The organism is Mesorhizobium sp. M0296, from assembly GCF_040321675.1.
Lineage (GTDB): Bacteria > Pseudomonadota > Alphaproteobacteria > Rhizobiales > Rhizobiaceae > Mesorhizobium.
The window spans coordinates 1-12,404 of sequence record NZ_JAMYRZ010000026.1 but is presented as its reverse complement, the minus strand read 5'-3'; the positions used below and the strand labels follow the sequence as shown (position 1 = coordinate 12,404).

General features: G+C 63.2%; 9 protein-coding genes and 1 tRNA gene. 6 read left to right on the top strand and 4 right to left on the bottom strand.

The window, feature by feature from the left end:
* Positions 1 to 106 precede the first annotated feature (106 nt).
* Positions 107 to 2,332, top strand: coding sequence for a mechanosensitive ion channel family protein (locus tag NKI97_RS23015; RefSeq protein WP_352450241.1), 2,226 nt, complete (start codon positions 107 to 109; stop codon positions 2,330 to 2,332).
* Between the two features lie 131 nt (positions 2,333 to 2,463).
* Here NKI97_RS23015 and NKI97_RS23010 read toward each other — a convergent pair.
* Positions 2,464 to 2,538: transfer RNA gene (locus tag NKI97_RS23010), tRNA-Gly, on the bottom strand.
* Between the two features lie 230 nt (positions 2,539 to 2,768).
* Between NKI97_RS23010 and NKI97_RS23005 the strand changes: the two genes are divergently transcribed.
* The 4 genes from NKI97_RS23005 to NKI97_RS22990 all read left to right on the top strand — a co-directional run bounded on the left by NKI97_RS23005 (position 2,769) and on the right by NKI97_RS22990 (position 5,626).
* On the top strand, positions 2,769 to 3,266 hold the full coding sequence (locus tag NKI97_RS23005; protein ID WP_352450240.1) for a prolyl-tRNA synthetase associated domain-containing protein: 498 nt from the start codon (positions 2,769 to 2,771) through the stop codon (positions 3,264 to 3,266).
* Between the two features lie 85 nt (positions 3,267 to 3,351).
* The gene (gene trxA, locus NKI97_RS23000) at positions 3,352 to 4,344 is read left to right on the top strand and encodes a thioredoxin (protein ID WP_352450239.1); all 993 of its coding nucleotides are present in this window, start codon (positions 3,352 to 3,354) and stop codon (positions 4,342 to 4,344) included.
* Between the two features lie 163 nt (positions 4,345 to 4,507).
* A complete protein-coding gene (locus NKI97_RS22995) occupies positions 4,508 to 5,179 on the top strand; it encodes an LON peptidase substrate-binding domain-containing protein (RefSeq protein WP_352450238.1) in 672 nt (223 codons plus the stop codon).
* Between the two features lie 207 nt (positions 5,180 to 5,386).
* Entirely contained in the window at positions 5,387 to 5,626 is a 240-nt protein-coding gene (locus NKI97_RS22990) for a Trm112 family protein (RefSeq protein ID WP_352450237.1), read from the top strand.
* Positions 5,627 to 5,713: 87 nt separating this feature from the next.
* On the opposite strand, the gene NKI97_RS22985 is transcribed toward NKI97_RS22990, so the two are convergent.
* Genes NKI97_RS22985 through NKI97_RS22975 form a run of 3 tightly spaced genes read right to left on the bottom strand, consistent with a single transcriptional unit; the run spans position 5,714 to position 11,512 of the window.
* The gene (locus tag NKI97_RS22985) at positions 5,714 to 9,022 is read right to left on the bottom strand and encodes an error-prone DNA polymerase (RefSeq protein ID WP_352450236.1); all 3,309 of its coding nucleotides are present in this window, start codon (positions 9,020 to 9,022) and stop codon (positions 5,714 to 5,716) included.
* Positions 9,019 to 10,497 (bottom strand): DUF6504 family protein, encoded by a 1,479-nt coding sequence (locus NKI97_RS22980; protein ID WP_352450235.1) that lies wholly within the window; start codon positions 10,495 to 10,497, stop codon positions 9,019 to 9,021. Before NKI97_RS22980 ends, NKI97_RS22985 begins: the two co-directional genes overlap by 4 nt.
* Positions 10,439 to 11,512, bottom strand: a complete 1,074-nt coding sequence (locus NKI97_RS22975) for an ImuA family protein (protein ID WP_352450234.1) — start codon at positions 11,510 to 11,512, stop codon at positions 10,439 to 10,441. Before NKI97_RS22975 ends, NKI97_RS22980 begins: the two co-directional genes overlap by 59 nt.
* 183 nt (positions 11,513 to 11,695) lie before the next feature.
* On the opposite strand from NKI97_RS22975, the gene NKI97_RS22970 reads away from it, so the two are divergent.
* Positions 11,696 to 12,118, top strand: coding sequence for a metallopeptidase family protein (locus tag NKI97_RS22970; protein ID WP_023680515.1), 423 nt, complete (start codon positions 11,696 to 11,698; stop codon positions 12,116 to 12,118).
* The last annotated feature ends 286 nt before the right edge of the window (positions 12,119 to 12,404 follow it).

Below are 12,404 nucleotides of genomic sequence, written 5' to 3'. Positions count from 1 at the left end.
TCGCCGATCTGACCGGAAGGTTAACAGCACGATGCCACTTATGACTCGACGATTGGGAGCCAGGAACCTGGCGCGCCCGGCACGGCGTCTCGGAGACCTGACTGCGATGTTTGCCCTGATTGCCAGGCCGCTCGTCTTTGGGATCGCCCTTTTGTTGGCTGGTCAGGCGCAGGCGCAGGCGCCGGCGACCGTCCCGCCTGAAAGGGTCAAACAGCTGTTCGAGGTTCTCGACGATCCGTCAGTGAAGGCCTGGGTGGCCGAACAGCGAAATCAGGACGCCGGGTCAACGGGAGCGCCCGCCGAGAGAGGGGCTTCGCCGACCGACGCATCGTCCGGCGCCGTGGCCGCACCCGGCCAGATGAATACGATGGCATCCTCGACGCTCGATGGGATCAGGCATCATATCGAAAGAATCGTGCGAACTTTGCCCTTGCTGCCAGGCCAGTTCGCGCGCGTTCGGGCAGAGACGATGGAGGATATGTCCAGCAAGGGGCCTGCCGGCGTATTTGTGCTGATTGCAATGTTCATCGCTGCCGGCCTGGCACTCACTTGGGCAACGTTCAAGCTCACCCGTCCATTTCGTCTTTGGATTATCGCGCAACCGAAGGATACGCCCGTTGGGCGAGCCAAGAAGATTGGTGGCCGCCTGCTTTATTCCAGCATGCTGATAGTCTCTTTCGCACTGGGCAGCGCCGGCGCGTTCATGTTGTTCGACTGGCCGATGCTTATCCGCGAGATTGTACTGACATTTCTGATGGCGGCAGTCGTTACATGGGGTGTGCGCATGTACGTCATGGCCATGCTCGTCCCTTCCTTCATGAACGTCGAGAACGCCGTCGAGGTTCGTGCTTTGCCGATCACCAACGAAGCGGCTGACCATTGGTCCTATTGGCTACCCCGGATCGTCGGCGTCTTCGCCTTCTTCGGCGCCGCGTTTATCCTCTTGCCAGGTCTCGGCATCGATCAGGACGGAATGATGGTCCTGTCACTGGGCGCCGATTTCGTGCTGCTGTTGCTCCTGCTGCTCGCCATTTGGCGTCGGCCAAGAACGCAGCGAGACGGTGCGCGCCACATCGGTCACACGGAAGCGACATGGCTATTGACTGCTTATTTCGTCGTCCTGTTCCTGCAGCGTATCGCCGGCCTTTATACATACTTCTGGTTCACCTTCGCCGCATTCTTCCTGCCTTTGGCAATCGTGGTGACGCAGCGCGGGGTTAATTTCGTTCTGCGGCCAGGTTCGGAAGATGTCGGCCGGCCCACGATCCCGGCGGTGACGATCGCTGTCATCGATCGCGGAATCCGAATGATTTTCATCCTGGCGGCGGCTTACCTTCTCGCACGTGTCTGGGGTCTGGACATGCAATCCATGCGGGACAGCGATACGACGACGACGTTCATATTGCGCGGCTTGATCAATGTCGTGGTCATTGCCCTCGCCGCCGACTTCGGCTGGTCGATCATCAAAGCTTTGATCGAACGAAAGCTGGGCATCGAAACACCGCACCCTGTGATCAGCGACGAGGACGTCCCGATCCTCGATCCGCAGCAGGCACGGCTGCACACGCTCTTGCCGATCCTCCAGAATATTCTGCTCGCATCGATCATCGTGATGGCGGTGCTTATGATGCTCGCCTCGCTGGGTATCCAGATCGGCCCATTGATCGCCGGCGCTGGCGTCGTCGGCGTCGCCGTGGGCTTTGGGGCACAAACCATTGTCAAGGACGTCATTTCAGGCGTGTTTTTTCTGCTCGATGATGCGTTCCGTGTTGGCGAATACATTTCATCGGGCAATTACAAGGGTACTGTGGAAAGCTTTTCGCTGCGCTCGGTGAAGCTGCGCCACCATCGTGGTCCGCTGTTCACAATACCTTTCGGTGAACTCGGGGCAGTCCAGAACCAGAGCCGTGACTGGGTTATCGACAAATTCAACATCACCGTTGGTTATGACACCGATATCGACTTCGCTCGCAAGCTGATCAAGCGGATCGGCCTCGAACTGGCGGAAGATCCCGAGTTCAAACACTGGGTGCTCGACCCGATCAAGATGCAGGGCGTACAGGAGTTCGGCGAATACGGCATCGTATTGAGGGTCAAGGCGACAACCAAGCCGGGAGGCGCCTTCGGTATGAAACGCAAATTCTATGTACGCCTCCGCCAGGTCTTCAAGGAGCAGGGCATCGAACTCCCATTTCCGACCGTCCAGGTCCAGGGGCTACAGAACCAACATGGGGCAGAGAATGCACCGTTGGAGATCACGCCCGAGTTGAAAATGGCCGTCGCGCAGTCGCACACTATTCGGCGCAGAAAAAAAGCTAGCACAACGGAATAGAAAAGCTGCGACACCTGCTGGTCACAGCGCGGCTTTCCGCGCATCGCCATGGCAGGGACACTCTTTTCGCCACGTAAGCAAAAGGCGCCCCGAAAGGCGCCTCTTAATCGCTTGATTCCCCTCAAGGAAACTGGAGCGGGTGAAGCGATTCGAACGCTCGACCCCAACCTTGGCAAGGTTGTGCTCTACCCCTGAGCTACACCCGCTCGCGCGGCTTTTGGGCCGCAAGCCGCGCCTATATGGCTGAAGAGCGCGGCGATTGCAACAGGGAATTCGCAGGCCTTTTGCTTCGCCGGCAATGCGGAGAAGCGCTCCTCGGGACGTCGCAAGGCAATCACCCCCGCGTTGCGCGACGGGCTTGTCTTGGCCGCATCATTGGCCGTAAACGGCGTTAGCCGAACAAGCCGTTGAAAGCGGGCCATCAGAAGAAAGACCCATGCCGAAGACCGAAGCCGAACTTTTCGCCTTTCTCGCCGGACTCGGGATCGAGGTATCGACGCGGCGGCATTCGCCGCTGTTCACGGTCGCCGATTCGCAGGCGCTGCGCGGCGAGATTGCCGGCGGCCATACCAAGAATCTGTTCCTCAAGGACAAGAAGGACAATTTCTTCCTGGTCAGCGTCGGCGAGGAGGCGGTGGTCGATCTCAAGCATATCCACCATCTGATCGGCGCTGCCGGGCGCGTGTCCTTCGGCCGGCCGGAGATGCTGATGGAGCTTCTCGGCGTCGTCCCGGGCGCGGTCACGGTGTTCGGGCTGATCAACGACACCGAGCGAAGGATCAAGGTCGTGTTGGACGAGGAGCTGATGAGCCATGCGGTGGTCAATGCCCACCCGCTGACCAACGAAGCGACGACTTCCATCGCTGCCGCGGACCTGGTCAAATTCGTCGAGGCAACCGGACATGATGCTGTTATCTTGAAAGTCTCGGCATGATCGCCACATGGGTGACTGAAACCGGGTTCTAAAGAAGGATGTTGCGCCCGTCCCTTGGCCGGCGGCGCGACCGAAAGGCGACGAGATGAGTGATAGCAACCCCTTTGGCGGCCCATTTGGCAGCAATGGCGGCCGGTATGCCACCACCGTGCAATATGGCGGCACCGATGCCGCGCGTGAGAAGGTCGCGCTTGCGGAGGCGCCGGCCGACGTCATCAAGGACACAACGACCGCTGGATTTGCCGCCGACGTGATCCAGGAATCGCGTCACCAGCCGGTGCTGGTCGATTTCTGGGCGCCGTGGTGCGGCCCTTGCAAGCAATTGACGCCGCTGCTGGAGAAGGCGGTGAAAGCCGCCGGTGGCAAGGTCAAGCTGGTCAAGATGAATATCGACGACCATCCATCGATCGCCGGCCAGCTTGGCATCCAGTCGATACCGGCGGTCATTGCCTTCAAGGACGGCCAGCCGGTCGACGGCTTCATGGGCGCCATTCCCGAGAGCCAGATCACGCAATTCATCCAGAAGGTCGGCGGCAAGAACGGCGGTGCGCCGCAAGTTGCCGAGGCGCTGGCCGCGGCCGCCGAAGCGCGCGACGCCGGGGACGTGCAGACGGCGGCCGACATTTACGATGCCATCCTGGAACAGGCGCCGGAGACGATCGAGGCGATCGCTGGCTTGGGCGATCTGCTGTTCGAGGCCGGCGATGCCGAAGGTGCCGAGGCGGTGCTGGCGCGGGCGCCGGAAGCAAAGAAGGATGCGCCCCAGCTCGCCGCGCTGCGGGCCAAGATGGCGCTCGCCGCGCAAGCAGCAGTGCTCGGCAATCCGGCGGAACTGGAACGGCGGCTGGCCGAAAATCCCGGGGATCACCAGGCACGGTTCGAGCTTGCCATGATCCAGAACGCCAAGGGTGATCGCATGGCGGCGGCCGACAATCTGCTGGCGATCATCAAGGCCGACCGCTCGTGGAACGACGACGGCGCCAGAACCCAGTTGCTGCAGCTCTTCGAGGCATGGGGCATAACCGACGAAGCAACGCTGTCGGCACGGCGCAAACTGTCGTCGCTGCTGTTTTCCTGAGCCGGCCCAGACTGTTTTGTCGCGCGGGCTTGCGGTGGGCCGCGGCTGCGCCAGATTAGGTTTTCGGATGGCGTTCGATTTCAGGTTTCCGGTGTTGCGCCTTGTGCCGGCCGGGAGGAGACGGATTTGGTGCGCTTCCTGACAAAGCGATCGGAGGATTGAGGTGCAGGCGGGAAACGCGCATTACCGACTCGCTGCGGACTTACCGTCGACCATGCCGATCTTTCCGCTTGAGGGCGCATTGCTGCTGCCGGGAGGCCGCATGCCGCTCAACATTTTCGAGCCGCGCTATCTGCAGATGGTCGACGAGGCGATCGCCGGACCGCGGCTGATCGGCATGATCCAGCCCAGCCTTGACGGTGCGCTGCGTCCCAACGGCGAGCCGGAGCTCTGCAATGTCGGCTGCGCCGGGCGCATCATTGCGCTGTCCGAGAGCGGCGACGGCCGTTACTTGATTTCGCTGCAGGGCGTGTGCCGGTTCCGTATTGTCCAGGAGCTCACGGTCAAAACACCGTTCCGGCAGTGCCGGTTGGCACCCTTTCTCGCCGATCTCGACGAGGAGCAGGCAGACGCCGAGATCGACCGGCCGGCGCTGCTCAAAGCGTTTCGCGCCTATCTGCAGGCTAACGATCTGGAGGCCGACTGGGAAAGCGTCAGCCGCGCCGAAAACGCCATGCTGGTCAACGCACTGTCGATGATGGCGCCCTACGGGCCGGCCGAGAAACAGGCGCTGCTCGAAGCGGCCGATCTGAAGACACGCGCCGAGACCCTGATCGCCATCACCGAAATGGCGCTGGCGCGCGACAATGAGGATTTCGGTTCGAGTTTGCAGTAGGCTCTTGCCTTCTCCCCTTGTGGGAGAAGGTGGATCGGCGCGCAGCGCCGAGACGGTTGAGGGGTGTTGGAAGGATCGCCGTCGGTGCCAAGCTGGAACACCCCCTCATCCGACCAAGCTTCGCTCGGCCACCTTCTCCCACAAGGGGAGAAGGGGAAGTCCGCGCTCGAAACCTTAACCGATTGCCTTGTGAAAAGGATGGATCGAATGGCGGATGGACGTGACGGGAACAGGACTGTCGACCCCAAGCTGCTGGAACTCTTGGCCTGCCCGCTGACCAAGGGGCCGCTTGCCTGGGATCCGGAGCGCGGCGAGCTTATCTCGCGGGTGGCAAAGCTTGCCTATCCGGTGCGGGACGGCATTCCGATCATGCTGCCATCGGAAGCGCGTGTCATCACCATAGATGATGCCATGCCACCGCCGCCGCGCCTGGCTGGCTCAGAATAGAGGCCGCTCCGCAGCAATCCTTCGCGCCCCCCTCTGTCCCGCCGGCATCAAATTCTCCACCGCAACGCTCTGACGAAGACAGGGGACCTATTGAAAATTGCGTCCCTTGGGCATGACCTTCTCCGCCTTTCCCAATAATTCCGCTTGCGCGGTGCTATCGGACTGGTCCTCCTCTGGGCCGCTCGAAGGCTCATCCGCAGGCCTTGCCTGCTCAAGCAGCACCGACAGCCACGGCGTCAGATCCTCGACCTTCTCGGCGACGATATGGATAACGTCCGATTCCGATTGCAGCTTGCCGGTGACGCGGATGAGACGCGCGCCCATGACGATGGGGCGGAAGCGGTCAAAAGTCCTTTCCCAGAAAATGATGTTGGCGACCGCATTCTCGTCTTCCAGCGTCAGGAAAATCGCCTTGCCATTGCCCGGCCGCTGCCGCACCAGCACGAGGCCGGCGACCGAAACGCGCCGGCCGTCCCGCACCTGGCCGAGCCGCACATTGGGCGTGACGCCGGAACGATCCAGCCTTTGACGCAGGAAGGCGACCGGGTGCGCCTTCAGCGACAGGCCAAGCGAGCGGTAGTCGTGGACGACGTGCTCGCCGAGCGGCATTGTCGGGAGCCTGGTTGCAGGCTCCAGATCGCGCAAGCGGATCGCCGGCTGGTCGAACAGCGGCAGCTTTTCGGCGGCACTCTTGCCGTCGAGCGCGCGGACCGCCCATAGAGCGTCGCGACGGTTCAATCCAAGCGACCGGAAAGCGTCGGCCTGCGCCAGTTTTTCGATCTCGTCGACGTTGAGGCCCGAGCGCAGCCAGACGTCGCGTACGGATGCATAGCCGGCGCCGCGCCTCGACACAAACGCTTCCATGCGCTCCTTCGACAGGCCCTTGACCTGGCGAAAGCCGAGCCGGACGGCATGGCTGGTCCGGATGACGCCGCGCATCTGGGCATGGCGGTCAAGGATACGATCCGGATCGAAAGGCGATTTCTCCAAGGCGCAATCCCAGCCGGAAAAATTGACGTCGACCTCGCGGATTTCGACGCCGTGGTCATGCGCGTCGCGGACAAGCTGGGCCGGCTGGTAAAACCCCATCGGCTGGGAATTCAGGATCGCGGCGCAGAACACGTCGGGATAGAAGGTCTTGAACCAGCAGGAGGCATAGACCAGCAGGGCGAAGGAGGCGGCGTGGCTCTCGGGAAAGCCGTATTCGCCAAAACCCTCGATCTGCTTGAAGCAGCGCTCGGCGAAGTCTTTTTCGTAGCCCTTGGCGACCATGCCGTCGACCATTCTCTTGCGGTAATTGCCGATCGTGCCGGTGCGCTTGAATGTCGCCATGGCGCGGCGCAGTTCATCGGCCTCGCCCGGCCTGAAGCCGCCAGCAACGATGGCGATCTTCATCGCCTGCTCCTGGAACAGCGGCACGCCCAGCGTCCTGCCGAGTATTTTTTCCAGTTCCGGCTTGGGATATTCGGGTTTTTCCTTGCCTTGCCGGCGGCGCAGATAAGGGTGGACCATGTCGCCTTGGATCGGGCCGGGCCGCACGATCGCCACCTCGATGACGAGGTCGTAAAAGCTTTTCGGCCGCAGCCGCGGCAGCATCGACATCTGCGCGCGCGATTCGATCTGGAAGACGCCGATCGTGTCGGCACGGCAGATCATGTCGTAGACATGCTTGTCCTCGGCAGGCAGAGTGGCCAGCACATAGGGCAGGCCGTACTCGTCCCGCGCCTGCGGATAATGATCCTGGAGCAGGGTGAAGGCGCGCTGCAGGCAGGTCAGCATGCCGAGCGCCAGCACGTCCACTTTGAGGATTTTCACCGCGTCGAGATCGTCCTTGTCCCACTCGACCATCTTGCGCTCGTCCATCGCCGTCTTGACGATGGGCACGATCTCGTCGAGCCGGTCCCGGGTGATGACGAAACCGCCAACATGCTGCGACAAATGACGGGGAAAGCCCATGATCTCGTTGGCGCATTCGATCACATGCCTTGTCGATGGATCAGTCTGATCGAGGCCGCCGGCCTTTGTCTCCTTTTCGCCAAGCTCCGAGGTCGACCAGCCCCAGATCGAACTGGACAGCGCGCCCCGGACGTCGTCCGACAGGCCCATCGCCTTGGCCACTTCGCGCATCGCCGAGCGGCCCCGGTAGCTGACGACGGCGGCGGCCAGCGCGGTGCGCTTCGTGCTGTATTTGGAATAGATGTACTGGATGACCTCCTCGCGCTTTTCATGCTCGAAATCGACGTCGATGTCGGGCGGCTCGTTTCTTTCCTCGGAAATGAAGCGCTCGAAAAGCGTTTCGATCTTGTCCGGGCCGACTTCGGTGATGCCAATGCAGAAGCAGACGATCGAGTTGGCGGCAGAGCCGCGCCCCTGGCAGAGAATGTTCTGGCTGCGGGCGAATTTGACGATGTCGTGGACAGTCAGGAAATAGCGCGCGTAGTTCAGGCGCTCGATCAGAGCGAGCTCCTCCTCGATGCGCTGCGTCACAAAAGCGGGCACGCCCGAGGGGTAGCGGATGGCGGCTCCCTCCTTGGCCAGCCTTTCCAGTTCGGCCTGCGGCCCAAGACCCGATTCCGTCGGCTCGTCGGGATAGTTGTATTGCAGGTCACTGAGCGAGAAGGTCAGCTCGCCGGCAAAACGCAGCGTTTCCGCCAGCGCTTGCGGATGCCTGCGGAAAAGCCGTGCCATCTCCAGCGGCGGCTTTAAGTGACGCTCGGCATTGGCCGCCAGCTCCAGCCCCACCTCGGCGACGGGCACATTGAGGCGGATCGCCGTCAGCACGTCCTGCAGCGGGCGCCGTTCAGACGTATGGTAGAGAACATCGTTGGTCGCCATCAACGGGATGCCGGCCAGCTCCGCCATCGCCGCCGCCTGCTCGATACGGAAGCGGTCGTTGCCGCGGTAATCCGGCGAAACCGCAAGCCGCAGGTTTTCACCGAAACGATCCTTGAGCCGGCTAAGGAGTGCGAGGCTGGTTTCCGCGTCCGCCGACACATCCGGCAGTATGGCGAGCGACAGGAGATCGCCCCATTCGAGAAGATCGCTCTGTTTGAGGAGCGTCGCCCCTTTTTCGTTCTCGTCACGCAGATTGGCCTGCGTCAGCATGCGGCAGAGATGCCCCCAGCCCTTGCGATCCTGCGGGTAGGCGAGGATGTCCGGCGTGCCGTCGCAAAAAACCAGGCGGCAGCCGGGATGATAGGAAGCACCCTCCACCTTGGCCTGCTGCCAGGCGCGCACCACGCCCGCCACCGTGTTGCGGTCGGCGAGACCGATCGCCGAAAACCCCAGGAATTTTGCCGCGACCACCAGCTCCTCCGGTTTCGACGCACCGCGCAGAAACGAGAAGTTCGACTGGATGCCGAATTCGGCATAGGGGTTGGCCGTCAGCGCATTCATGCGAAGATCCCATGCATGAACCAGCGCGGCGAGGGCTGCGAGGCGCCGTAAAGGCCCTGGCGATAGAGCCAGTAACGGCGGCCGTCGGCATCCTCGATGCGGAAATAATCCCGGGTCGGGGCATCTTCTCGTCCCGCCGCCCCTCGCCACCATTCCGGCGCGATGCGCTCCGGCCCTTCGGCGCGCGCGACCCGATAGAGCGCGCGCCGCCAGCGGAAGTTCAAAGGCGGGCCTTCCGGCATTTCGGTGGCCGGCACCTCGATCGGCTCGGGCGAACGGAAAAGCCGGATCGGCCGTTCCGGCTGGAAGACAGTCGTGGGAGCGTCCTTCGCCTTGTCCGGCTGCTTCGGCGGCGAGCTTCTCTGCGGCGCTTCCGTGAAGGGAAGGGTGGCGACGGCGCGCTCCGGCAAATGGCTCTCGACGGCGACCGGCTTCAAGACCGCGCCTTCGCCGAGCCGGGCGCGAATGCGGTCGGCAAAAAGCGCGATATCGGCACCGTCGTCGCTCGTCTCGCCGGCAAGGTCGGCCTGCTGCATGTCGAAGGCGGCGGCGGTCAGCACCGAAAGGCGCACGAGATCGAAGCCGTAGCCGGCGTCGATATCCTGTTCGAGCACGGCAAGCCTTTCGTGGAACAATTTCTGGATCAGCCGCGGCTCGCGCAGAGGCCGCGAGGTGCCGACGGCGATGCGGCTGACGCCGCCATCGACGCGGAAAAGCAGCAGCGCCAGCCGCCTTGCGCCCTCGCCGCGACGCTCGAGGTCGCTCTTCAAGGTGGTCGCCAGCATGCCGGTCAGCCGCTCGATGTCCTCGGTCAGCATGATCGGCTCGGCAAGGTGACGCTCGACCGAAAGCGGTGCCACCGGCAGGCGCGGCGACACGGCCTCCTCGAGGCGGCCAAGCGCCTGGTCGAGGCGCAAGAGCAGCGATGCGCCGAAGCGGCGGGCCAGCGGCGCGCGCGGTGCCGCCATGACAGCGCCCGCCGTGCGCAGGCCGACGCTTTCGAGGCTGGCGCGTACCTCCGGGTCGATGCGCAGCGCCGCCAGCGGCAAGGGCGCGAGAAGCGCTTCCTCCTCACCATCGGGCACGATGCGGTCGCCAGCAAACCGCGCAGCCGCCCAGGCAGCACCAGGCGTGGCGGCAAGCCCGGCGTGGACATCGAAGCCCTGATGGAAAAAACGCGACAGGATATCGTCCAGCATCGAGCGTTCGCCGCCGAAAAGATGGGTGCAGCCGGTGACGTCGAGATAGAGGCCGTCGGTCCCGTCAAGCGCCACCAGCGGGGTGTAGCGGTCGCACCAGTCGGCGAGGCCTTCGAGCAGGCGCCGGTCGGCCTCCGGATCGGCCTCCACGATGTCGATCGAGGGATGCATGGCGCGTGCGTCGGCTATGCCCATGCCGCGCTTCAGATTAAGCGCCTCAGCCCGTTCGTCGAGGGCGGCGATGCGCTGGGTGTTCCCTTGGCGATGGCTGATCACCAGCGGCAGGTGATCCGACGGCCGGGAACGCCAGGACCGCCCCAGATGCTGCCGCAGGATCCTCTCGGCGGCGAGATGCGGAAACCACAGGGATAGGATTCTTTGGCCGTTCTGGGGCCCATTCCTGAGACCTTCCTTGCTCGCCCCGTCTTTCTTCGAATATGCGTTCATCGGGGTTCCACTCCAGTGTGAATTTTCCGGGCAAGGCCGTGCGGCTCTTGCCGATGGCGACGGTGAAGGCGGGCCGGCCGATCGAGCCGGCGAGCGGCCCGGCAAGCGTCTTACGCGTTGCCGCCGGTGCCGCCGACAGGATGAGGCGGACGGGCGCTGCCGTCGGTTCGGGCTCGCCGGCCTGGCGCAGCAGGAACAGCGGCCGGCCCGCACTCTGCGCGCGGGCGTGCAGCCGCCGCGTCGCGGTGAGGTCAAGCCGCTGCGGGCTGCCGCGGATTTCGAGGATGACGGCGGCCAGTGCCGTCATCCGGGCAGCCTCCTCGGCGATCCACAGCGCATCGAGCAGCCTTGGCGCCTCGGAAAACAGCAATTGCTCCGGCTCGATGCCGAAGAAGGCGTGAAGCCCCCTGGCATAGGGAAAGCCGGCCTCGCGGAAAACCTCGGATGTGCCGATCCACAGCACCGGCAATCGCGGCCCCTGGCTGAGGATCAGGCTGACGAGCGACAAGGCAAAACCGGCAACGGCCCCGGCATCGCGGGTCGCGGCGCCATGAAACTCGCTCACCGCCGCCTTCGGCAGGCCGCCGCTCAGCGCAGCATCGAGGCGCTCGGCGCCGGTGCGCAAAAACGCATCGGGCGGCGCCACGGCGAGGCCGCGCCGGACAATGGTCAGATTCCGAGCGGGTGTCGGATGCCGAGAGGGTGTCAGACTCTGACGAGGGACATCCGCGTCAAACGACGAACTGGCCGGCGCCTCCAGGCGCTCGGGCAAGGTCCCTTCGATCTTCGCGATCTGGCGGCGCAGGGCAAAAACAGTCTCCCGCGCCACGGCGGTCATCGCCATGACGATCAGCTTCCACTCACAATTGTTCCTGTTATGTTCCCTATAGATTCCAGAGGCCGCCCGAAGAGTCAAGCGGAGTCATGGGGAATTTATTCCTGTAGTGGGGCATGGCACGGGCGCTCCAGCCCCGCTATTTGCCGAGTCCGGCCTGAAAGCCTATATGCCGGGATCAAAGGACAAAGCATGGCTCGCATCTACCAAACACGCATCTGGCACGACCAGCTTTCGCCAACGATGGAGGAAATCGAGCTCCTGGCGCTGGAGGCCTATGCCCATCTGCCGGAGGACTTTCGCAAGTTGACCGGCGAGATCGTCATTCAGATCGCCGAATTCCCGACCGACGAGATCATGGACGACCTTTCGCTGGAAACGCCCTTCGACCTGCTCGGCCTGTTCGAGGGGCGCGGCATCGCCGAGCGCTGGAATCCGCAGACCGGCGAGGGGCCGAACCGCATCACGCTCTATCGTCGCGCCATCCTCGACTATTGGGCCGAGAACGAGGAAACGCTGGGCGACATCGTCACCCATGTGCTGATCCACGAGATCGGCCACCATTTCGGCCTTTCGGACGACGATATGGAGAAGATCGAAGAGGCAGCAGAGTGAGCGACCCCGCTCCTCGTCATCCTGGGGCGGAGCAAGGAGCGAAGCGACGCGGCGCAGACCCCAGGATCCATGCCGTGATAGTGATGCAGTGCGCCGGCGGTGCAGAACCGAACGCTCATCATCCCGTTCTGGGTAACGGGGCTATCCCGATCGGTGGTAGATCACACTAATCCTGATCCGCCGTGCCCTTCGGCAGAGGTAACGGCATGATGGGGTGGACGGCGCCCGACGGCATCGGATGTGCCAGAATGAGTTCGTTGAGATCTCAAACAAGGGAGCCGTCCGT

What these genes read in the sequence shown, in the direction of transcription:
- trxA (WP_352450239.1), top strand. Translation starts at nt 3,352, where the DNA reads ATGAGTGATAGCAACCCCTTTGGCGGCCCATTTGGCAGCAATGGCGGC.
- NKI97_RS22975 (WP_352450234.1), bottom strand. Translation starts at nt 11,512, where the DNA reads ATGGCGATGACCGCCGTGGCGCGGGAGACTGTTTTTGCCCTGCGCCGC.
- NKI97_RS22990 (WP_352450237.1), top strand. Translation starts at nt 5,387, where the DNA reads ATGGCGGATGGACGTGACGGGAACAGGACTGTCGACCCCAAGCTGCTG.
- NKI97_RS23005 (WP_352450240.1), top strand. Translation starts at nt 2,769, where the DNA reads ATGCCGAAGACCGAAGCCGAACTTTTCGCCTTTCTCGCCGGACTCGGG.
- NKI97_RS23015 (WP_352450241.1), top strand. Translation starts at nt 107, where the DNA reads ATGTTTGCCCTGATTGCCAGGCCGCTCGTCTTTGGGATCGCCCTTTTG.
- NKI97_RS22970 (WP_023680515.1), top strand. Translation starts at nt 11,696, where the DNA reads ATGGCTCGCATCTACCAAACACGCATCTGGCACGACCAGCTTTCGCCA.
- NKI97_RS22985 (WP_352450236.1), bottom strand. Translation starts at nt 9,022, where the DNA reads ATGAATGCGCTGACGGCCAACCCCTATGCCGAATTCGGCATCCAGTCG.